The organism is Mucilaginibacter segetis (assembly GCF_016522075.1).
Taxonomy (GTDB): domain Bacteria; phylum Bacteroidota; class Bacteroidia; order Sphingobacteriales; family Sphingobacteriaceae; genus Mucilaginibacter; species Mucilaginibacter segetis.
Genome location: NZ_JAEHFW010000001.1, coordinates 623,327 through 646,045 on the forward strand (window position 1 = coordinate 623,327; position 22,719 = coordinate 646,045).

Below are 22,719 nucleotides of genomic sequence, written 5' to 3' on the forward strand. Positions count from 1 at the left end.
TATAAATTCAGCCAATTTATATGACCTGTTATTAAATTTAATGAAAAGATATATCCCCTTTTTTATCATTCTTGTAATATTACTACTTACCTTTCTGTTTCCTTCTGTTGATTTTGACAAAACTATAACCGGGCATTTTGACACCGGGGATACGGCGTGGATGCTAATGTCTACGGCATTAGTTCTCATCATGACACCCGGACTGGCATTTTTCTACGGTGGTATGGTGAATAAGAAAAATGTAATATCAACTATGCTGCAAAGCGTAGTTTGTATGGTTATTATTACAGTAATGTGGGGCATATTTGGATTTAGCCTTGCTTTCGGTGATAGTTTTCATGGCGTTATAGGTAATCCGGCAACTTTTTTTATGATGAAGGGCATGCTGGGTAATGCTACATGGAAAATGGCACCGACTATTCCGTTGTTACTATTTGCCATGTATCAGCTAAAGTTCGCTATTATAACACCTGCGCTAATTACAGGAGCCTTTGCAGAACGTATCCGCTTTAATTCTTATATTATATTCTTATGCCTGTTTTCTATATTTATATTTTCCCCGTTAGCACATTCCACCTGGCATCCTGATGGTGTATTAGCTAAATTAGGCGTGCTTGATTTTGCAGGAGGCACTGTTGTGCACATGTCTGCCGGGTGGGCGGCTTTGGCATCAGCTATTTATCTAAAAAAACGTAATGAGGCCAGCCATTCTCCGGCACGTATCACCTATGTTATTATAGGTACCGGATTGTTGTGGTTTGGCTGGTTCGGGTTTAATGCAGGTTCGGCCTTTGGTGCCAATCATTTAGCGGTAACGGCTTTAGCTACGAGTACTACAGCATCAGCGGCTGCAGGCATTACATGGATATTTTTTGACATGTTGCGCGGTCGTAAACCTTCAGCTATGGGTACCTGTATAGGCGCCGTTGTGGGATTGGTAGCTATAACCCCGGCAGCCGGCTTTGTAACGGTGCCACACTCCATGGCAATAGGTATCATATCGGCGGTTGTGAGTAATTTGGTGGTTGAGTGGCGTACACGCACTTCAATTGATGATACACTGGATGTTTTTCCATGTCATGGCGTAGGGGGCATGGTTGGTATGCTGTTAACCGGTGTATTTGCCAACCAAAACGTAAATCCTGCTAATACTACTGGGGATGGTTTATTCTTTGGGCATACGCATTTGTTCTTTATACAATTGCTGGCATTGGTAGCTACATCAATATTTTCTTTCTTTGGGTCATTACTGTTATTAAAAATTACCGATATGATATCACCTTTAAGGGTAAGCCGAGAGGATGAATTGGTTGGTTTAGATGTTACTCAGCACGGGGAAAAATTATAGAAGATAGTCTGATCGATAATTGTAATTACATAAAAAAAGGGACGTGCAATTGGTACGCCCCCTTTTTTATTATCTCGTTTCGGGTTGTTTCAGGCCTTTAATATATTTTATGGTTTCGGGTATCTGTTCCGCGTGGTTAGGACTTTCGTCCTCTATAAAATAATGTTTTATACCAATTACTTTAGCGGCCTCTAACACCTCGGGTACATTTATTTGGCCGGTCCCAAGGGCTACATCGTTAACAATTGGCGTCGCCCCGGTAAGGTCGTTGGCCACGCCTTTGCGTATATCCTTAAGGTGCATCAGTTTAAAACGATCTTTGTATTTATATAATAGTTTTGCCGGATCGGCACCTCCATGGAAGGCCCACAACATATCCAGCTCAAAAGAAACATTTTCAGGGTCCGTATTTTCGGCTATATAGTCAAACAAAGTGCCGTTGCCATATTTGCCGAACTCGTAACCATGGTTGTGGTAACAAAAAATTATGCCACTATCTTTTAATATTTTGCCTACCCGGTTAAAATCAGTAACGGCTTTTTTGGCATCGTCAATAGTAAAGGTATCACCGTGGGGAATCCAGGCTACCATAATATAATCGGAACCAAAGGTTTTAGCGAGATGTATAGCCGAGTCGGGGTTGGTAACTATTGCGTTGTAATCTATTCCGATAGAGGGCATGGTGATATGCCGTTCATCCAGCATTTTTTTAAACTCTTCGGGGCTAATATTTTTAGGGTTTGGCCCCTCCATTTCGGTTATACCCAAATTCTTTACGGTATCTAGCGTGGCAGATACGCTATTAGGAAAACTGGCACGATAGGTATATGCCTGCACACCTAAAGGTGCTTCAAAAAGTGGTTTTTGTTTCTCACTTGTGCAATCGGCCATTGCCAAAACGGCAAGTAAACATAAAGGGACTGTTAATTTTTTCATAGTTAAAATTGGTTAACGTAGTCAAAGTTAACACAATGTTTTAAATGTGAATATTAATGCATTATAATGACATTGTTAATTTAGAGATTTAATATTTAGTTATAACTTTGCGTGCTCATTACAAATCATGAGCGATCAGATTAAGCATGAATGCGGTGTGGCATTTATCCGCCTTTTAAAGCCACTTTCCTTTTATCAGAAAAAGTACGGCACCGCGCTGTACGGTTTAAACAAACTTTACCTTTTAATGGAGAAACAGCATAACCGCGGCCAGGATGGCGCAGGTGTTGCTACCATTAAACTGGATATTGAACCAGGCAAGCGTTACATTAGCAGGCACCGTTCAATGGCATCAAACGCTGTTGCTGATATATTTGAATATATCCAGAAAAAGTTTGCGGAAATACAAAAGGAAATGCCCGATAAAATGGCTGATGCCAAATGGCTTAAAGAGAACGTTAGCTTTACCGGCGAGGTTCTGCTGGGCCACCTGCGCTATGGCACACACGGCAAAAACAGTATTGAAAGCTGCCATCCGTTTTTAAGGCAAAATAACTGGATGACCCGTAACCTTGTTATTGCAGGTAACTTTAACATGACCAATGTTGACGAATTGCTGCAGCAACTTTATGATCTGGGTCAGCACCCTAAAGAGAAAGCCGATACCGTTACCGTGCTCGAGAAAATAGGGCATTTCATTGATACCGAAAATCAGGGTTTGTTTGATCAGTATAAACGCGAAGGGGTTAACGATAACATGGAGATCAGCAGAATGATAGCCAACGATATGGACCTTGGGAAGATACTGAGAAAAAGTGCAAAGAACTGGGATGGGGGTTACACCATTGCAGGAATATTAGGGCATGGTGATGCATTTGTAATGCGCGATCCGGTAGGAATACGGCCGGCGTATTATTATTATAATGATGAAATAGTGGTTGCCGCATCTGAACGCCCAGCTATCCAAACCGCCTTTAATATTCCTATGGCTGAGATCAGGGAAATTCAACCCGGTCATGCGCTTATAGTTAAAAAGAACGGGTCTATCAGCGAAGATATGTTTAGCGAGCCGTTAGAAAAAAAATCATGTTCTTTTGAGCGTATCTATTTTTCTCGTGGAAGTGATGCTGATATTTACCGCGAACGTAAACAATTGGGCCGCCTGCTTTGCCCGCAAATTTTGAATGCGGTTAATAATGATATAAAAAATACCGTATTCTCTTACATCCCCAATACTGCAGAGGTAGCTTTTTATGGCATGGTAGAGGGTGTACACAAGTATATTAAAAAATACCAGCGAGATAGGCTGCTTAACCGTGAGGATAAAATAAGTGAAGAGGAGCTGACCGAGGTGCTTTGTATGGCTCCGCGTGTAGAAAAGATAGCAATAAAGGATGTTAAACTCCGCACTTTTATTACACAGGATGCTGACCGCAGCGAGATGGTAGCTCACGTGTACGATACAACTTACGGCCTTATTAAAAACGGAACAGATACATTAGTGGTATTGGACGACTCTATTGTACGAGGTACTACTTTGAAGCAAAGTATATTAAAAATACTTGATCGCTTAGGGCCTAAGAAGGTTGTAGTAGTATCATCTGCTCCACAAATACGCTACCCGGATTGTTACGGTATAGACATGTCACGCATGGGTGAGTTTGTGGCCTTTGAAGCCGCTGTAAGTTTGCTGAAGGAAGCGGGTAAGGATAATGTTATCCTGGAGGTTTACCAAAAGTGTAAGGATAGCGCCGAGTTACCTAAAGAGGAGGTGGAGAACTACGTGAAAGCCATTTATGAATCATTTACTGATCAGGAAATATCCGACCGGATAGCTAAGATCATTACTCCAAAAAATATTAACTGTGAGGTACAGGTGATTTACCAAACGCTTGATAATTTACATAAAGCCTGCCCTAATCATACCGGCGATTGGTATTTTTCAGGTGATTTCCCGACTCCGGGCGGTAACAAGGTAGTTAACCGTGCCTTTGCCAATTGGATGGAAGGAAAGAACCAACGCGGTTATATGTAGGAATGAATCTTAATGATTTTCAGATAGATCATCTCTGATTTACGATATATTGCAAACGTTTCCGCTAAACACCAAACTGCCTTAAATGGTGGTCCAGGTGTTTGTAGAGTAATTTGTCCCATTCAACAATGGTTAATGCTCCAAAAAAGGATGTGGTTTTTTGGTGATACCTGCAGGCCCCGCAATAGCCAGACGTTTAGTAGCTGCTATCAGTTTTTCTTTTTCCAATTCAAAATCTTGTCCGTCCTCAATTTTGGCTTCTTTAAAGGTTGGCAGATTTTTTCCAATGGTGCATCATCCCTGGTTAGTTTCTTTTTAGCCATTTTGCCAAACAGTAAACCCATTAATCCGCCTTTGAGTTGTATTTCTTCGAAAGCTATTTTAACGGGCATCTGGCTATGAGCCAGCATTTGCGATACATTCATTTTTCCCCATAGTGCACGGCTGGCTGGAGTTAATCGGTTAATACGATCAATCAATTTTTTATTATCAGCTTCGTTGAAAATACTTTCCATCAGTTTATCAATTGATTAGTTAAAATTAGGAAAAAGGATTCTGAGTTAATAAAAAATGATTACAGATCAGCCGGAAGGTGCAGAGAAAATAAAATGAGTAACCAGCCTGTCTACCAGTATAAGTGACGCGATAATAAGCGCGATACCTGCAATTTCATTAAGGCGGTGTACAAACTTTACCGATATATGATCACGGAGTTTGTTGGCATAAAAAGCTTTGGTGGTATCCAGCCCGAATTGCACAATAAGTATAGTTAAAAACATAATGGCAATTTTAAGCGAACGATTGTGTACGCCAGCGTGATAAACCGTACTGGCAGCGCCGATAACTACCGTCCAATGGAAGAGCACTGTGGGGTTAAAAATGCACATTACAAAGCCCTTTAAGAAATACCCTGCATGGTTAATCTTTTTAGGTTCTATATTCTTATAATCAACATCGGCTTTTTTAAAGATGTAATAAACTCCAATTGTAAAAAGTATAATACTGCCAATTATACCTGCTATGGTTTTATCACTGTTGGTAACATCAAAGTATTGCGAACCAAATAGTATGGCTCCTACAAAAACCATATCGCTGGTTACTACACCAAGGGCAAGGGCTATACCTGCATGAAAGCCTTTTTCAATACTTGTTTTGATTAACGCGAAAAAAACGGGACCTGTTATAAACGTGAGCACTAATCCAAATCCTATTCCCGAAATAATGGCTTCTATCATTAAGTTAGGCTTATGTTTAATCCTGCTATGAGGGTAAAATCACGACTAATATGCGATTTTTATCTGTTAAACACACAAAAAGTGAAATTGTAATTTATAATTTAAAAAAATTATGGGCATAATTATAAAATTTAATTTAAGTTTAGTGCTTTAAACAAACCTGAGTAATAACCTATAAAACTAATGGAACAAAATAATTCAAAAAGTAATGGATCCGCATTATACACATTGGTAACCGTGTTTTTCTTTTGGGGCTTTTTAGCTGCCTCGAACGGAATTTTTATACCTTTTTGTAAAGCACATTTTAGCTTAACTCAATTTGAATCACAATTAATCGACTTCACTTTTTACGGTGGTTATTTTATTGGCTCATTGATACTTTATTTTGCTTCTGCAGCTTCTAAGGTTGATATACTTAACAAAATAGGTTATAAAAATGGTATTATACTCGGGTTAGTTATATCAGCAATAGGTGCGCTTATTATGGTACCCGCAATAGGTTCCGGGTCCTTCGCATTTATATTGGCTACCTTTTTCATAATAGCATTAGGTTTTTCTTTACAGCAAACGGCGGCTAATCCTTTCGTGGTTGCACTGGGCAGTCCGGAAACCGGATCACACCGCTTAAACTTTGCAGGTGGGGTTAATAACTTTGGTAGCATAATGGGGCCTGTTATTGTAAGTTTTGTGTTATTTGGTTCTGCATCGGCCGCTATACCTGCAGCTGATGTGAAAATATCCTCAGTAAATAACCTGTATTATATTTTAGCAGGCTTATTTTTAGCTGTAGCTATCTTTTTTTGGGTGTCAAAAATGCCTAAAGTTACCAGTGATGAAAAAATTGAAACCAGTAATAAAGCTAATACCCCGCTTTTCATCATCTTTATCGCATTTTTGATGATCCTGGCTTCAGGACCGCTTAGCACATCTACAGGTCTTGCCAAATCAATTTTTGTATATGCTGCATTACTCATTATCCTTTTGTCACTGGTAGGTTCTGTTTTTGCTTCGGCATCAACAAAAAACAAATCGGGCTGGGGTGCTATGCAATACCCACAGCTGGTTTATGGTATGCTTGCAATATTTACTTATGTAGGAACCGAGGTTACCATACAAAGTAATATGGGAGCTTTGCTGGAAACTAAAGATTTTGGCGGATACACTGCTTCGCAAATTGCACCGTTCATCTCTTTGTATTGGGGTAGCTTAATGATAGGCCGTTGGACAGGTGCTATCGGTGCGTTTAACCTCTCAAAATCGATGAAGTTGCTTTTAACCATTGTAGTCCCGTTTGTGGCTTTTGGTGTAGTATTACTGGTTAATGGTATAAATAGCGATGTAAGTAATCTTTATGTATACGCAGTATGTGTTGCGGTATTAGTTGTAGGGTTTATTATTGGTAATCAAAAGCCTGTACGTACGCTTGCTTTATTTGGCGTATTGGGTGTAATATTTATGGTGATAGGTTTAATGACTACCGGAATGGTAGCTATTTATGCATTCATTAGTGGTGGCTTATGCTGCTCTATTATGTGGCCGTCTATCTTCTCCCTGTCTGTTACCGGTTTGGGTAAATACACCAGCCAGGGTTCGGCATTTTTAATTATGATGATATTAGGTGGCTCTATTATTCCGCCGGTACAGGGTATCCTTGCAGATACCAGTGGTATTCACCTATCTTATATAGTGCCGGTTGTTGGCTTTGCTTACCTTGCATTTTTTGCCTGGAAAGCCGGTGCTGAATTAAAGAAACAAGGTATTGATATTGATAAAGTAGAAGCAGGCGGCGGTCACTAATTATCCCCCTGTCATTTTACTAAAAAAAGAGGTTAGTTAGCTTGGTTAACTAACCTCCTTTTATTTAAGCTCGCGATTAAAATATGGATAAGCCCTCTTTTGATACTATTTTTATGAATCTGGCCACCGATCTGGCTAAGCGGTCGCATTGTGTAAAAGCGCATGTAGGCGCGGTTTTAGCAAAGGATACCCGCATTATTTCGGTAGGGTATAACGGTCCCCCGGCGGGCACCCATAATTGTGATGAGGAATGGCCGGAATCCGGCTGTGCACGCGATTCTAAAGGCAGTTGCTCCCTTGCCTTGCACGCCGAAGAAAACGCTATACTATACGCTGTAAAAAATGGCGCCAATTTGCAGGGAGCTACGCTATACACTACACTTTCGCCATGTTTACCTTGTGCACGGCTTATTTTTTCGGCAGGTATTAAACAGGTTTATTTTGATAAATCGTATGCGGAGTATAAGGGCTTGCCCAGCGATGAGGGAGTTGATTTCCTTAACCGCTTTGGTGTGAATGCGGTTAAGGTAAATAGCTGATAATCGACTTGGCAATCACACGCAGCATCAGCTTTTCATAAAGGGTTCTATCTTACTCAGAGCAAACAATAATTGTTCTTTAGGCGTAAGATCAGTGTTGTCTAAAATAATAGCGTCCTCTGCTCGTACAAGCGGACTCTCTTCACGGGTTGTATCCTGATAATCGCGGTGAGCAAGGTTATCAAATACTTCTTCCAAAGTTATATCCGGATTTTTAGGTAAGAGTTCTTTATAGCGTCTTTCTGCACGTATCTTAGGGTCGGCGGTCATAAATAGTTTTACCTGTGCATCCGGGAAAACAACCGTACCAATATCACGCCCATCCATCACAATACTTTTTGATTTGCCTAAACGCTGTTGCTGTTTTACCATCTCTACGCGTACCTCACGTATCGCTGCAACCGTGCTTACTTTTTCGGAAACGGGCATCAGGCGTATTTCATCGGATACCTCTTCATCATTAAGTGTAATGTGTGTTTGATAATCGCGCGAGTGAAAATTAAGATGGATATTTTTAAGGGCTTGGGCAACTTGCTTATGATTTTGCATATCAATGTTGTTCCTTAAAAAGTATAAGGCTACTGCACGGTACATCGCGCCGCTGTCAACATAAATAAAGTGAAGTTCTTTTGCCAATGCTTTAGCCAGGGTGCTTTTTCCGCAGGAAGAATAGCCATCTATGGCTACTACGATATTGTTGCTCATCGGGAAACGAAGATACAAAAATGCAGTATTCTTATAACAGCTAATTTGATTTACTTTTGCTGCATGAATATTAATAAAGCCGACCTGCAAAAAGAGGTGTTATTTAAAACATCACGAAGTGGTGGTAAAGGAGGGCAAAATGTAAATAAGGTGTCAACTAAAGTAGAACTACTGTTTTTAGTAAAATCCTCAGATTTATTTACCGAAGAAGAGAAAGAACTGCTTAATGCTAAGTTGCAAAATCGTTTTAATAAGGACGGATTAGTGCAAGTGATATGTGATGAGGAGCGAAGCCAGTACCTTAATAAAGAGATAGCTTTGGAGCGCCTCATGATACTGCTTGATAATGCGCTTATTAAGCCCAAGGTGCGTAAGGTGAAAAAGGTGAGTAAAGCAGCTAAGCTGGCGCGTTTAAACAATAAAAAAATGCAGGCCACCAAAAAAGAAAGCCGTAAAAGAAATTTTGATACTAATTAAAACGGTAAAGCACAGTAGCAGAACCCCATTGGTGACGTTTGGCCATCCCTTTTACTTCCTTAGTATCAAATACAGCTGATAAGTCGAATATAAAACGACTGCCGGCATAACTTACCCCCACCTGCTGACTGAAAACAAGCGGATTTATCTCTCCGGTAACTTCCTGCGTATTAGGTTCAGGATGGCTTTTGAAAAGATTCCCCTGCACGGTAGCATCGTAAGCAACAAGGTTGATCAATGGTTTATAATAAAAAAACAATTCGCGGGGGTGTAAGGGAGCGATATTATCGTTTTTGATGGCTGTGCTTTGTGTGCTAACTGAACGGAAGAACTGGTTAAAATTACCCAGTCGTAACAAAGGCCCAATTCCGGCACCGGTAAAACCATTCCCTAAATTACCATAAGCGTTAACACTTATATCTGCCCACGCTTCACGACTTATTAATTTAGTATAATCAGCACTCAAATTTAATTCCACATCATTACGCACCTGGTATTGCCAGCCGTTAAGATTATAAAAGCCAAAAGTATCATGTATAAAGTTCTGTACAGGCTCACCACCTGCAGCCGGCCCTACTACGCCAATTTTAGCACCCAGCTTTAAACTGCTCTCATTATTGTATAACAGGTTCAATGAGGAGCCAATATACAGATACCCGGCAAATGGCCTGTCCAGGTAGTTTAAAGAGGGGATGTTGCCAGACTGCGCATTATATATTTTTTGGCCGGCTTCAAATCCGAGTACCTTGTTAAGTAAACTGGTGTTCCCATTCTTACCCACATCAAGCGCATGGCGGTAATAAATAAAAATTCCGTTAGTATAATATCTGTCTGATCCTTGTGCTAAAAACGAATCGTTATCAGCTTGTATGCCAAGTTCATCAGTATGTGATTGCGCCTGTACAGCACCTGCAATAAACAGGCATAACATCAATAATTTAATTTTCATCAGGATATTAAAAGGTTCGGCTAAAGTATAAAAAATCAGCCTTTAAATTCAATAACCTGTTTAAAATGCGTAACCAAAACTTATATATGGCCAGTAAGGAGCAAAGCCATGTGTATTAAAAATGGGGCTCACCCCGGCCCGAAAAGCGAAGCCACCATCTGCCGGCTGATACCGATACCCAAAATTTAGTGTGCCCAGGACACCGCTGTTATTTGACCGGTTATAATAATAATTGCCATTGGTATCGGTAGTATATTCGTAATTATCACCGAAAAAAGGTGTACTAACGTGGTTTTCGATATAATAGGTTGCTCCGATTCCCACCTCAAAATATTTACCATTTTTACCTAACAAATAATTAAGTACAACAGGAATAGTGAAAAGGTTATCGCCTGAATCAGCATAATAGCTGATGCCAACACGGCCCCCTAAACCATCCTGACGCTTATTAAAACGGGTGTCATAATTCAAGGAGTAAAGTGCGCCCGGCCCCAACAATTCAAAAAATACCGTCTGCGCTTTTTTGTTAACGTAAGGGTTTGGGATCGAATCAGATTGAGAAGGTGAGATCTTCTGCGCCTTTACATACGTTGCTGTAGTAAGGGCGAAAATAAGTGCAATAGGTAAAATCTTAATTGTCATAAAAATTAATTAGTAACTTATGAAGATAAACAGATTTACCTGAATACCCGATTTTATTAAATATTTATTTGCTATAGTTACGGCAACCGGAAGTATAATGCAACAAAAAAGCAGGAGTAAATTTCTCCTGCTTTGATTTATTATTTTTGTTGACGCTATTTAATTTGATTCCGGTTTAGGGGGTTCCTTTTCCCTAACAGTAAGGTCGAGTGGGTTGCTCACCTTTTCGTCAAGTAGCGCAAGATTCACCACAGCGCTCATATCAGTAACATAATGGAAATTCAGTTGCTTAATGTAATCTTCCTTAATCTCCAATATATCTTTCTGGTTGGATCTGCACAGAATAATCTCTTTTATATTGGCCCTTTTGGCAGCTAATATCTTTTCCTTAATTCCGCCAACAGGCAACACACGACCTCGCAGGGTTATTTCTCCTGTCATGGCTAAATGCGGTTTTACTTTGCGTTGTGTAAATGCCGAAACCAATGCCGTAAGCATAGTTACACCTGCAGAAGGCCCGTCTTTTGGAGTAGCGCCCGCCGGTACGTGCACATGCACATCCCACTGCTCAAATAATTTAGGATTAATGTTAAACGTGGAAGCGTGTGCCCTAAGATAAGCAAGTGCAATAGTTACCGACTCTTTCATCACATCACCCAAGCTACCTGTTAAGGTAAGTTTACCGTTGCCAGGGCTCAAGCTGGCCTCAATAAACAGGATGTCGCCGCCTACCTGTGTCCAGGCAAGGCCGGTTACTACGCCGGCGGTGTCGTTATTTTCGTAAAGATCTTTATCAAAAATAGGCGCACCTAAAATTTTCTCTACCTCTTTTTTATTCACCAAAACATTATAAGGCTCATCAAGCGCTATGTTCTTAGCTACACCGCGTATAACCGAACCTATTTTCTTTTCTAATGAGCGGACACCCGATTCGCGGGTATAGTCTTCTATTATTTTTTCAAGAACATCACTTTTAACTACCACATTTTTAGCGGTAAGTCCGTGAGCTTCGCGTTGTTTAGGTAAAAGATGCCTTTTGGCTATTTCAATTTTTTCTTCAATGGTATAGCCGTTTACTTCTATGATCTCCATACGATCAAGCAGAGCAGGCTGAATATTGTTAAGGGAGTTAGCTGTAGCAATAAACATCACGTTGGACAGATCGAAATCCATCTCGACATAATGGTCATAGAAACTATTATTTTGTTCGGGATCAAGAACCTCGAGTAAAGCGGATGACGGGTCACCCCTAAAGTCGTTACCTACCTTATCGATCTCATCAAGTATAAAAACAGGGTTGGCTGCTCCGGCCTTTTTCACAGACTGTATAATGCGCCCGGGCATGGCACCTATATACGTTTTACGATGTCCGCGAATTTCGGCCTCATCTCTTATACCTCCCAGTGCCATACGTACATATTTACGGCCCAAAGCTTTTGCTATTGATTTACCCAGTGATGTTTTACCAACACCCGGAGGGCCAACCAAACAAAGGATCGGGGCTTTCATATCGTGCTTTAGTTTAAGCACCGCCAGGTATTCAATTATGCGTTGTTTTACCTTGTCTAATCCAAAATGATCCTTGTCCAGAACTTTCTGAGCGCGTTTAAGGTCGAAGTTATCCTTAGTAAATTCATTCCATGGCAGATCAAGTAAGAGCTCTAAATAGTTTATCTGCACCGAATAATCTGCTGCCGCAGGATTAGTGCGGGCGAGTTTTTCCAGCTCCTTATTAAAATGGTTTTTTACTTCTTTAGACCATTTCTTTTTTTGCGAACGGGCACGCAGATTTTCTATCTCCAGATCAGGGGAGGTACCACCCAGTTCTTCCTGTATGGTTTTAAGCTGTTGATTTAAAAAATAATCACGCTGTTGTTTGTCAAGATCTACCCGCACCTTGGTTTGTATCTGGTTTTTAAGTTCCAGCATTTGCAGGTCGAGCGTAAGATGTCCCAAAACCATATTAATACGCTCGCGCAGGCTTGATGTTTCCAGCAACGCCTGTTTCGCAGCAGTATCAGCATTCATATTCGACGATATGAAATTAATAAGGAAGGATGTGCTTTCAATATTACGTATGGCAATGCCTGCTTCGCTCGGAATGTTAGGCGAAAGTTGAATAATATTCATGGCCATATCCTTAACGGATGATACCATCGCCTTGAATTCTTTATCCTCCTTGGATTTGGTTTCCTTAAAAGTTTCCAGTGTGGCCTTTATGTAAGGCTCTGTTTGTACTTCTTCTTTTAACAAAACACGCTTTTTACCCTGCAATATAACGGTAGTATTGCCGTCCGGCATTTGCAGCATTTTTATAATCAGTGCTACTGTACCTACTTTATACAACTGATTAAATGTAGGGTCTTCTATACTTACATCTTGTTGAGCCACTACGCCTATTAAACGACTGCCTTTGTTAGCATCGCGTATCAATTTAATCGACTTATCGCGCCCTACGGTTATAGGTATAACAACGCCAGGGAACAAAACAGTGTTACGAAGCGGCAGTATAGGTAATATATCGGGTAACTGCTCATTATTCATTTCCTCCTCATCCTCTGATGTCATCAGTGGGAAAAATTCGGAATCTTCATTTATAGCAGGTAAGGTATTTTTAAAATCAAACGGATCGTAACTCATTAATTACACAAATTTTATATAGGATATTAACGCCATATTGTCAGCAATGTAAAATAATTGCTTATTAATACAGTATAATTAATCATATTATTATATACAAATATATTGTTTCAAGACCTGTGCCAATAAAATATAATTTATATATTTCTATATTTTTCACTTACAAAAAACTGATTATTAAGTATTTATAATAAATAAAGATGTTTTTAACAAATAAGCGGATTTTATACTCGGGTGGAAAAAAAGTCAGGTGGGAATTAATAGCATTGTTGTTCTTGAAATTGGATGAATAAAATTATCGGCACATAATGATGGGTAAAACGCAAGTGGATATAAAAAAATGATTTGACATAATATTTTCTAATAATAAAAGTTAATGTAATACTATTTTGTTACACACGTTAAGTATTTAATGAGGCTGTCGGCAATTGTATCTATACTTGTTATTACTACACTCAACTCATCAGCGCAAAATGCTTATGTGAGGTTGGGCCAGCAGGCGTTTATGGACGGAAATTTTAAAACCGCGGTAACCCAGCTCGAAAAAGCATGCCTTGTTGATTCTACTAATGCCAACGCCTACTGGATGCTTGGATATTCTTACTATCATAGCGAAAACTACCGTAAATCAATTGCTGCTTATACCAAAGTTATTTACATAAACCCTGTTGATGCCTCCGCGTATTATTACAGGGCAAGGGCTAAAGAGTATTTAGGTAAGGATACTTTTTTGTCGCCTGACGAACGCGAAAAATATCTTTTAGGTGCCATATTTGATCTTACCAAGGCCATTGCTATTGATCCTTCCGAAAAGATAAAGAGCTTTCAAACACGTGGATTGGCTTATCGGGAATATGGTGTATTTAAATTAAAAGCTAATTACCATAATACCTATGATAAAACACGAGGCATTAATTCACTAAGGGCATCTATTGACGATCTGCAAAAGGTGTTGAATAATAATCCGGGCAGGGAGGATATTGCCTCACAAATTGAACTTTCAAAAGAAGCCCTTGCAACCGCAGTTGGCCATCACTAAAAAACTCCTTTTATTTTATAGTCGTTTTCGCCTATTACCTTTACATGCTGGTCTTTCTCTATAAGATAATAGGCACCGGGTATGTAGGTAAGTTTTTCGGAGGTACTGTATAAAATATTTTCGCTTTTATTATAGATATATATAGACGTTACCTTGTCGGCTATATCTTTATGGATGCTTATGCGTCTGGTTTTTAACTCCGGATATTTAGCTGTGTAAACCAGGCTATCACCCGCTTTTTGTATAGTATAACTGGCTTTCCATGCGGGTTTATTAATATCCGACTCTTTAAATAAATTCAGTTCCTGACCCCAATTAGCTATATGCACCTTTTTAGTTTCGGTATCACCATTATGTGAAACCGTTTTAATAACAGGTTGATTGAGCCGGGTAAGTCGTGCGGAGTCTGCCCTGAAATAATCCTTCAGATCAAAGTAGGCGAGGGTTGCCCCGGTTTCTTTAATTTCAGGCTTACAAGCATACCAGCCACATAAAACAAATATGCCGCAACCCAAAGCTATAATTTTAAAACAAGGTTTAAACCAATACATCACCAGTCATTTCTGCAGGGATGGGTATACCCATAATTTTAAGTATGGTAGGAGCTATGTCGCCCAGTTTACCATCTTTAACCTGCTTTACATCATTATCAATTATAATACAAGGAACCAGGTTGGTTGTATGAGCTGTATTTGGTGAGCCATCCTCATTTATCATGAAATCTGCATTGCCGTGATCAGCAATAATAATGAACGAATAGCCATGTTTCAAACCGGTTTCCACTACTGCTTTTGTACAGCTATCTGCTGTTTCGGCAGCCTTAACCACCGCACTAAAAACACCCGTATGACCAACCATATCTGTATTGGCAAAATTAAGGCAGACAAAATCAGGCCATTCAGCCTCCAACTGTGGAATAATAGCATCACGGATACCAGCAGCACTCATTTCAGGTTGCAGATCATAGGTAGCTACTTTCGGTGATGGTACCAGCAGTCGTCTTTCATCTTCAAATTCTTTCTCACGCCCTCCGGAGAAGAAAAACGTTACATGCGGATATTTTTCTGTTTCAGCAATTCGTATTTGCTTTTTGCCGGAGTATTCTAAAACCTCGCCCAATGTTTTTACCAGATCATCTTTTCTGAAAACGATCTCTACATTTTTAAAGGTTTCATCATATGAGGTCATGGTTACGTATTTAATATCCAGCGGGTGCATATCATATTCAGGGAATGGCTTTTGGGTAAGCGCTAATGATATTTCGCGGCCCCTGTCAGTACGGAAATTAAAGCAGATAACCACATCACCTTCTTTTATTACAGCAATGGGTTTACCATGGCTGTTTACCTTTACTATCGGCAATATAAATTCATCAGTAACGCCCGCCTCGTATGATTTATTGATAGATGCTATCACATCTTCGGTAGCTTCGCCGTCACCTTTAACCAGCAGATCATAAGCTTTTTTTACCCGCTCCCAACGGTTATCGCGATCCATAGCGTAGTAACGGCCAATTGCCGATGCCAGTTTAACAGGTGTTTCTTTAATATGCTCTTCCAGTTCAGTAATAAACCCCGCTCCAGAGTTAGGGTCGGTGTCGCGCCCGTCTAAAAAAGCGTGGATAAACACATTTTCTACCCCAACACTTGTAGAGGCATCGCATAAACCTTTTAAATGATTAATATGAGCGTGTACACCACCGTCAGATACCAATCCTATAAAATGCAGATCGCGTTTGTTTTGTTTTGCATAATCAAAGGCGTCCGCCAGAACTTGATTTTGAACAAATTCATTATCCCTTACCGCTTTATTTATACGGCCAAGTTCCTGGTAAACCACGCGGCCTGCACCTAAATTCATGTGTCCCACTTCAGAGTTTCCCATCTGGCCTGCTGGCAGGCCTACGGCCTCGCCCGAAGCTTCGAGTTTCGAATTTGGATACTGCTGCAGCATACCGTCAAAAAATGGAGTGTTTGCAGCTAAAATAGCGTTTGACGAATCGGTACGGCCGTATCCCCAGCCGTCAAGAATAATTAAAGCAACTTTTTTCATGTTTTCCACAATGCAAATATAAAAGCAACGTTTAAACATCATACTTTATAATACTTTATTTTTTAATGCAACTTTTTTTTAGTTTATTAGTCATATACTATGATGAAGCTAAAATATTTGCCGTTGTTGATGCTTTTATACCTTGTGCCATCTGTTAGTTTAGCAGGACCTATTGAAAAAATAGCCGAGCTGATAAAACAGGGTAATGCCCATGAACTGGCCAATTTTTTTGCGGCAAGCATTGATGTCACCATACTTGATGAAGCTAATGTTTATTCAAAAACTCAGGCTGAAATAATTCTCGAAAAGTTTTTTAAAGAAAATAAACCTTCCACAGTTAAACTGCTGCACCGTATAAATTCAAGTGCGGCCTACAATTTTGGAGTACTTATATTAACAACCGAAAAGGGTAAATACCGTGTTTCCTATACACTTAAGGAGATTGAAGGAGAAATGAAGATGATTGAACTGCGCATTGAAATTGAAAAAACCTAATTAATCATCAATTGTTCTTACTTTTGAGCACAAAAAACTAAGGTTTGGACAAGGAAATTACACACCAATTTATTCAGAATGCTTTAAAGGAAGATGTAGGCGACGGCGATCACACTTCTTTAGCTACCATTAAAGCAGGCACACAAGGCAAAGCTAAATTATTAGTAAAAGATACCGGCATACTTGCGGGCGTTGAACTGGCTAAACAAATATTAAATGTTGTAGATACAAACATTAAAATAGATGTGTTTATTACCGATGGCCAGGAAGTGAAGCCCGGTGATGTTGCTTTTATGATAGAGGGCGATGCTAGGAACATTTTAACTGCAGAGCGCCTGATACTTAATTGTATGCAACGCATGAGCGGTATAGCTACAAAAACCAATCAGATCGTAAAATTATTGAAGGGCACTAATACCCAGGTCTTAGATACACGCAAAACCACCCCCGGTATGCGTTATCTGGAAAAGTGGGCTGTAAAGATAGGCGGAGGTGTTAATCATCGGTTTGGCCTGTATGATATGATATTGATTAAAGATAATCATGTAGATTACAGCGGAGGCATACGACAGGCGATTGAAAATGCTAACCGTTACATAAATGATACAAACAAAAAGCTTGCAATTGAAATTGAGGTTAGAAACCTTGACGAATTAGAACAGGTATTGCAAACAGGCAAAGTGAATCGTATTTTGCTGGATAATTTTAATTTTAACGACCTGCGACAAGCGGTAAGTATAGTGGCAGGCAGATATATTACTGAAGCATCTGGTGGAATAACTATAGATAATATACGAGAATATGCTGATTGCGGGGTTGATTATATATCAGTAGGAGCGCTTACACATTCTGTAAAAAGCTTAGATCTCAGTTTAAAGGCTGTAAAATTATAATGAATATTCACCATACTGTAACATCAATTTAATATTATTGCAGGCAGATGATATCAATCTACTCGGTTTCAGCCCTCATTTTAGCTTATCTGTTTGGCTCCATTCCCACGGCTGTATGGATAGGGCAGGCATTTTATAATATTGATGTAAGGGAATATGGCAGCGGTAATGCCGGTGCCACCAACACATTCAGGGTGTTAGGCAAAAAGGCAGGTATACCGGTTATGTTGCTTGATATTTTAAAGGGGTGGACAGCAACCAACCTGGCTTATGTAATTGGCACCTCCACTACAGGAGCGTTTCACTCGGTAGCCTTTACAAATTATGAACTGGCATTAGGCATAGCTGCGGTAATGGGGCATTTATTCCCGGTTTTTGCTGGTTTCAGGGGGGGCAAAGGTATCGCTACACTTTTTGGAATGATATTGGCTATTAATTTACCGGCTTCTTTACTTTGTGTTTGTGTATTTATAGTTGTGTTGCTAATTAGCCGCTATGTATCATTAAGCTCAATTATGGCCGGGTTTACTTATCCTATCGGAGTAACATTCGTTTTTCCGGTGTATATTAAATCGGTCATTATTTACGGTATGTGTATATGTGTGCTTATTTTAGTAACTCATCAAAAAAATATAGAACGCTTATTAAAAGGTAAAGAGTCGAAAGTTAATTTATTTAAAAAGAAAACCGCCTGACTTACCATGAAAAAAGCATTTACACCATTTTTAGCAATTGTTATATCAATTGTAATTTACGCTTGTTCAACCGTGCCACTTACCGGCCGTTCACAATTAAGCTTAGTTAGCGACGATCAGATTAATCCCGCAGCTGCGCAAAGCTATCACGAACTTTTATCAGACCCTAAAACAACTGTTATCAATGGAACAACAGATGCCGAACGTGTAAAACGTATAGGTAATAAGTTAGCCGTTGCTATTGATAGTTACCTAAAAGCTAACGGATATAATTATGATTTTAAATGGGAATTTAATCTTATAAAAAGCCCCGAGGTTAATGCCTGGTGCATGCCCGGTGGTAAAGTAGCTGTTTATAGTGGCATATTGCCTATTACACAAACTGATGCAGGTTTAGCCACTGTAATGGGACACGAGATCGGTCATGCTATCGCTCATCATTCCGCAGAGGCGCTTTCTCAGCAATTGGCCCTGCAGGCAGGTGGCAGCGTGGTAAACGCAGCAACAGGCAGTCAATCGCAAACAACACAAGTATTAATCAATCAATTATATGGCGTAGGCGGGCAATTAGCTACTTTAAAATATTCGCGAGATAAAGAGAATGAAGCTGACCGTTTAGGCCTGACTTTTATGGCAATGGCAGGATACGACCCGCATCAAGCACTTGCCTTTTGGCAACGTATGGCAGCACAAAATGATGGTGGCAGTCCTCCTGAGTTTTTGAGCACCCACCCCTCGGATGCTACACGTATTGCTAATATTCAAAGACTGATACCTGAGGCCATGAAGTATTACAGGAAATAATAAACTACAATATATAGGTCCCGCTATAACAGCGGGATTTTTTGTTTATGAGCAAACGTAAATTTTTAACCGCCGAATGGCGCAATCTGGTAATGATAAATTACGAGGTAGATGCAGAAGTATTAAAACCTTACCTGCCAGCCGCAACAGAAATTGATCTATGGCAAGGCAAAGCCCTGGTAAGTATGGTTGGATTCTTGTTTAATAATACACGAGTTTTAGGTATTAAGTGGCCCTTACATGTAAATTTTGAAGAAGTAAATCTGCGCTTTTACGTTCGTCACTTTGATGGTAGCGTATGGAAGCGCGGCGCGGTTTTTATAAGCGAAATCGTATCTAAAAGTATAATTGCTGTTATTGCTAATACTTTATATAAAGAACATTATAGTGCTATGCCAACACGGCATTCTATCAGCAAACAGGGGGCACATCATACCAGTTTTTTATATGAATGGAAGTTTGGCGATAAATGGAATAAATTGGGGGCAACTATTCGTAACAGTCTTAAAAATATTGAAGAAGGTAGCCCGGAAGAATTTATTTTTGAGCATTACTGGGGGTATAATAGTTTAGGCGCTCATAAAACTAAGCAGTATCAGGTAGAACATATACGTTGGCAAGTGGCGGAAGTTACTGACTATGTTTTTGAGGCGGATGTGGCTGGACTGTACGGAAAAGATTTTGAGCCTTATCTTACCACGAAACCTTATTCGGTATTTTTCGCGAACGGATCACCTATAAGTGTTAGGATAGGGGATAATTTGCAACTTGCCCCAACACCTCTAAAATAGCTTTTGCTTTTAAAAGACATTCTTCATATTCCTTTGCAGCATCGGCATGGTAGGTAATTGCACTACCCACCTGAAATGATAAATACTTTCTATCAGTATTATAAAGTATGCTTCTAATTATTACGTTAAAATCAAAATCGCCATCTGGGCTAAAATAGCCAAGTGCACCGGAGTAAGCACCACGTTTGGTGCGTTCATATTGCTCCATCAATCGCATAGCGTTTATTTTGGGTGCACCTGTCATACTGCCCATAGGGAAGGTGTTTTTTATAGCATCAATACAGCTTATATCATTCCGCATTTCACACACTACGGTTGATACCATCTGATGTACCTGATTAAAACTATGAATGCCAAAAAGCTCCTCGGCTTTAACTGTTCCGGCTTTGGCGGAATGTGTAAGATCATTACGAACAAGATCAACTATCATTACATTTTCCTGTAATTCCTTAGGATGATTACGTAATTCGTTGATGATAAGTTGGTCGGTTTTTTGATTGCCATCTCTGCGCGCTGTGCCTTTTATGGGCTGAGAGATAAGTTTACCATCACGTTTAGCCAAAAAGCGCTCGGGTGAGGCACAGATAATGTAATTGCCTGCCCATTTAAAGAATGAGGAGAATGGAGTGGGGGATGATTCGTGCAAATGCAGGTATACCAATAACGGGTCCATTACCGCGTTTTCCGAAAAAAACTCCTGGCAAAAGTTGGTAACATAAATATCTCCGCGACTAATGTGTGTTTTAATTTTTTCGACAGTGTCTATATATTCTTCCTTACTAAAACGCTGTTTAAGGGAAATGGAGGGCGCACTTTTTTTTGTTGATGATAGTGGCGTGTTTTGTATGGTATCCGCAAGGTTATCAGGGCCTCCTGTAATTTCTACATTTTTACCTTTTATAGTGATAATTATTTCAGGCACAAAAAAGTAGAGATCAGGAAAGTTAAGTCTGTCGGCATTTATGGATGGTAGCTTTTCTGTTTCATACTTCAGGTCGTAACCAAAAAAACCAAACATAAATCCATGGTTTTCATAGCGAAATTTAGATAGTTGTTCAAATGCTGTTCCTGTATAAGCAGTAAGTTCTGTTTTGGCTCCTGCTGCTATAAGTACATCAAACTTGCCGTATTGGTCATTAAAGTTGTTACTATCCAGATAACAAAGCACATCATAATTATTAGCCCATTTCAAGGCTTTTTGTTTAAATGATGATATGTCGGTTACCTTAATTATCACTCAACAAAAATAGATTTCTAAAAGCAAAAGGCTCCGTTTTACAGGAGCCTTTTATAAGTTTAGCAGATGACTGGTATTTATATGCCAACCTCCTATATATTATTGCAATACCAAAGTTTGCTTCCTGTCGGGTCCTACCGATAAATATTTTACAGGTACACCAAGTTCAGCCTCTAAAAAATCAATGTAAGCTTTTAGTTTAGCAGGTATCTGGCTCAGTTCTGTAATACCGGTCAGGTCTTCGTTCCAGCCATCAATTTCCTTTAAAACAGGGTGGGCGTCTACTGAGCAAATGTCATAAGGCATATAATCTATCTGTTCGCCTAAATAATTATAATGTGTGCAGGCATAAATCTTATCAAAACCGCTTAGTACATCAGCTTTGGTCATTACCAATTGGGTAACACCGTTAAGCATAATAGCATACTTAAGGGCAGGCAGGTCTATCCAGCCGGTACGACGAGGTCTGCCTGTTGTTGCGCCGAATTCATGGCCCACCTTGCGTAATTCTTCGCCAGTCTCATCATTTAACTCCGAAGGGAAGGGGCCACTGCCTACACGTGTGCAGTAAGCTTTAAAAATGCCAATTACATCGCCTATCTGACTTGGTGCAATACCTAAGCCTGTACAAGCGCCAGCTGCAGTAGTGTTTGATGAAGTTACAAACGGATATGAACCAAAATCGATATCCAGCATAGCTCCTTGCGCGCCTTCTGCCAATACTTTTTTACCTTGTTTAATGTAATTATTCACCAGATGTTCTGAATCAACCAACGGGAATTGTTTGATGAGTTCAACGGCTTCAAAGAATGCCTCTTCACGTTCGCTGAAATCTGCTACCTCACCATAGAGCGATTGCAGCATAGAGGTATGTTTATCTACCAGTTTTTGATAGCGCTCCTTAAAATCGGGTAAGGTAATGTCGCCGATACGTAACCCATTTCGGCCGGTTTTATCCATATAAGTTGGGCCTATGCCTTTTAGAGTGGAACCGATTTTGCCATCGCCCATTTTTTTCTCAGAGGCCGCATCTAATAACTGGTGTGTAGGAAGAATTAGATGAGCCTTTTTGGCGATCATCAGGTTCTTTTTGGCTAACAGGTCGTGCCCGGCTATTTTAAGTTTATCTAACTCCTTTTTAAGGGTGATAGGGTCAATAACTACCCCGTTACCTATAAGGTTCATGGTGTTATCAAAAAATATACCCGACGGAATAGTGTTGAGTACAAACTTTTTGCCTTCAAATTCAAGCGTGTGCCCGGCATTTGGGCCGCCCTGAAAACGGGCTATCAAATCGTACCCTTTGCTTAAAACGTCAACAATTTTGCCTTTACCTTCATCGCCCCATTGGAGCCCTAATAATACGTCAACAGCCATTAATTAATATCTTTTCTTGTAATAAGTATATGC

General features: G+C 39.9%; 22 protein-coding genes. 11 read left to right on the plus strand and 11 right to left on the minus strand.

What is annotated here, in order from left to right:
• Positions 1–40 precede the first annotated feature (40 nt).
• A complete protein-coding gene (locus tag I5M19_RS02970) occupies positions 41–1,348 on the plus strand; it encodes an ammonium transporter (RefSeq protein ID WP_200063865.1) in 1,308 nt (435 codons plus the stop codon).
• A gap of 69 nt (positions 1,349–1,417) precedes the next feature.
• On the opposite strand, the gene I5M19_RS02975 is transcribed toward I5M19_RS02970, so the two are convergent.
• Entirely contained in the window at positions 1,418–2,284 is an 867-nt protein-coding gene (locus tag I5M19_RS02975; RefSeq protein ID WP_200063867.1) for a sugar phosphate isomerase/epimerase family protein, read from the minus strand.
• A 127-nt stretch (positions 2,285–2,411) separates the two neighbouring features.
• Between I5M19_RS02975 and I5M19_RS02980 the strand changes: the two genes are divergently transcribed.
• A complete protein-coding gene (locus tag I5M19_RS02980; protein WP_200063869.1) occupies positions 2,412–4,319 on the plus strand; it encodes an amidophosphoribosyltransferase in 1,908 nt (635 codons plus the stop codon).
• A 209-nt stretch (positions 4,320–4,528) separates the two neighbouring features.
• Here I5M19_RS02980 and I5M19_RS02985 read toward each other — a convergent pair whose 3' ends face one another.
• Together I5M19_RS02985 and I5M19_RS02990 are read right to left on the minus strand one after the other, a co-directional pair.
• Positions 4,529–4,834 (minus strand): hypothetical protein, encoded by a 306-nt coding sequence (locus tag I5M19_RS02985; RefSeq protein ID WP_200063871.1) that lies wholly within the window; start codon positions 4,832–4,834, stop codon positions 4,529–4,531.
• Between the two features lie 66 nt (positions 4,835–4,900).
• Positions 4,901–5,554: a LysE family translocator gene (locus I5M19_RS02990; RefSeq protein ID WP_200063873.1), complete on the minus strand. Its 654-nt coding sequence runs from the start codon at positions 5,552–5,554 to the stop codon at positions 4,901–4,903.
• Positions 5,555–5,737: 183 nt separating this feature from the next.
• Between I5M19_RS02990 and I5M19_RS02995 the strand changes: the two genes are divergently transcribed.
• Positions 5,738–7,351: an MFS transporter gene (locus I5M19_RS02995; protein ID WP_200063875.1), complete on the plus strand. Its 1,614-nt coding sequence runs from the start codon at positions 5,738–5,740 to the stop codon at positions 7,349–7,351.
• Positions 7,352–7,434: 83 nt separating this feature from the next.
• Complete coding sequence (locus I5M19_RS03000; protein ID WP_200063877.1) at positions 7,435–7,890, plus strand: deoxycytidylate deaminase; 456 nt, start codon at positions 7,435–7,437, stop codon at positions 7,888–7,890.
• Positions 7,891–7,917: 27 nt separating this feature from the next.
• On the opposite strand, the gene cmk is transcribed toward I5M19_RS03000, so the two are convergent.
• Positions 7,918–8,595: a (d)CMP kinase gene (gene cmk, locus I5M19_RS03005; RefSeq protein ID WP_200063879.1), complete on the minus strand. Its 678-nt coding sequence runs from the start codon at positions 8,593–8,595 to the stop codon at positions 7,918–7,920.
• A gap of 63 nt (positions 8,596–8,658) precedes the next feature.
• On the opposite strand from cmk, the gene arfB reads away from it, so the two are divergent.
• On the plus strand, positions 8,659–9,072 hold the full coding sequence (gene arfB, locus I5M19_RS03010) for an alternative ribosome rescue aminoacyl-tRNA hydrolase ArfB (RefSeq protein WP_200063881.1): 414 nt from the start codon (positions 8,659–8,661) through the stop codon (positions 9,070–9,072).
• On the opposite strand, the gene I5M19_RS03015 is transcribed toward arfB, so the two are convergent.
• The 3 genes from I5M19_RS03015 to lon all read right to left on the minus strand — a co-directional run bounded on the left by I5M19_RS03015 (position 9,065) and on the right by lon (position 13,303).
• The gene (locus tag I5M19_RS03015; RefSeq protein ID WP_200063883.1) at positions 9,065–10,021 is read right to left on the minus strand and encodes a lipid A deacylase LpxR family protein; all 957 of its coding nucleotides are present in this window, start codon (positions 10,019–10,021) and stop codon (positions 9,065–9,067) included. The two genes, arfB and I5M19_RS03015, sit on opposite strands and share 8 nt — an antisense overlap.
• 60 nt (positions 10,022–10,081) lie before the next feature.
• Positions 10,082–10,663 carry a hypothetical protein gene (locus I5M19_RS03020; protein ID WP_200063885.1) on the minus strand — a complete coding sequence of 194 codons (582 nt, stop codon included), beginning with the start codon at positions 10,661–10,663 and terminating at the stop codon, positions 10,082–10,084.
• Positions 10,664–10,822: 159 nt separating this feature from the next.
• Positions 10,823–13,303, minus strand: coding sequence for an endopeptidase La (gene lon / locus I5M19_RS03025; protein WP_200063888.1), 2,481 nt, complete (start codon positions 13,301–13,303; stop codon positions 10,823–10,825).
• A 412-nt stretch (positions 13,304–13,715) separates the two neighbouring features.
• Here lon and I5M19_RS03030 point away from each other — a divergent pair, with 412 nt between their 5' ends.
• On the plus strand, positions 13,716–14,342 hold the full coding sequence (locus I5M19_RS03030) for a tetratricopeptide repeat protein (RefSeq protein WP_200063890.1): 627 nt from the start codon (positions 13,716–13,718) through the stop codon (positions 14,340–14,342).
• On the opposite strand, the gene I5M19_RS03035 is transcribed toward I5M19_RS03030, so the two are convergent.
• A complete protein-coding gene (locus I5M19_RS03035; protein WP_200063892.1) occupies positions 14,339–14,893 on the minus strand; it encodes a hypothetical protein in 555 nt (184 codons plus the stop codon). The two genes, I5M19_RS03030 and I5M19_RS03035, sit on opposite strands and share 4 nt — an antisense overlap.
• On the minus strand, positions 14,880–16,394 hold the full coding sequence (gene gpmI / locus I5M19_RS03040) for a 2,3-bisphosphoglycerate-independent phosphoglycerate mutase (protein ID WP_235985754.1): 1,515 nt from the start codon (positions 16,392–16,394) through the stop codon (positions 14,880–14,882). Before gpmI ends, I5M19_RS03035 begins: the two co-directional genes overlap by 14 nt.
• Positions 16,395–16,493: 99 nt before the next feature.
• Here gpmI and I5M19_RS03045 point away from each other — a divergent pair, with 99 nt between their 5' ends.
• From I5M19_RS03045 to I5M19_RS03065, 5 genes are read left to right on the plus strand one after another with little or no spacing between them, the layout of a single operon-like run.
• On the plus strand, positions 16,494–16,889 hold the full coding sequence (locus tag I5M19_RS03045) for a DUF4783 domain-containing protein (RefSeq protein ID WP_200063894.1): 396 nt from the start codon (positions 16,494–16,496) through the stop codon (positions 16,887–16,889).
• 44 nt (positions 16,890–16,933) lie between these two features.
• Complete coding sequence (gene nadC, locus I5M19_RS03050; RefSeq protein ID WP_200063895.1) at positions 16,934–17,782, plus strand: carboxylating nicotinate-nucleotide diphosphorylase; 849 nt, start codon at positions 16,934–16,936, stop codon at positions 17,780–17,782.
• Between the two features lie 47 nt (positions 17,783–17,829).
• Positions 17,830–18,477 (plus strand): glycerol-3-phosphate 1-O-acyltransferase PlsY, encoded by a 648-nt coding sequence (gene plsY / locus I5M19_RS03055; RefSeq protein ID WP_200063897.1) that lies wholly within the window; start codon positions 17,830–17,832, stop codon positions 18,475–18,477.
• Positions 18,478–18,483: 6 nt separating this feature from the next.
• Positions 18,484–19,281: a M48 family metallopeptidase gene (locus tag I5M19_RS03060; protein WP_200063899.1), complete on the plus strand. Its 798-nt coding sequence runs from the start codon at positions 18,484–18,486 to the stop codon at positions 19,279–19,281.
• 47 nt (positions 19,282–19,328) lie between these two features.
• Positions 19,329–20,072: a YqjF family protein gene (locus I5M19_RS03065; RefSeq protein WP_200063901.1), complete on the plus strand. Its 744-nt coding sequence runs from the start codon at positions 19,329–19,331 to the stop codon at positions 20,070–20,072.
• Here I5M19_RS03065 and I5M19_RS03070 read toward each other — a convergent pair.
• Positions 20,026–21,309: an anthranilate synthase component I family protein gene (locus I5M19_RS03070; RefSeq protein WP_317193209.1), complete on the minus strand. Its 1,284-nt coding sequence runs from the start codon at positions 21,307–21,309 to the stop codon at positions 20,026–20,028. The genes I5M19_RS03065 and I5M19_RS03070 overlap by 47 nt on opposite strands.
• 99 nt (positions 21,310–21,408) lie before the next feature.
• Complete coding sequence (locus tag I5M19_RS03075) at positions 21,409–22,686, minus strand: adenylosuccinate synthase (protein ID WP_200063903.1); 1,278 nt, start codon at positions 22,684–22,686, stop codon at positions 21,409–21,411.
• Positions 22,687–22,719 lie beyond the last annotated feature (33 nt).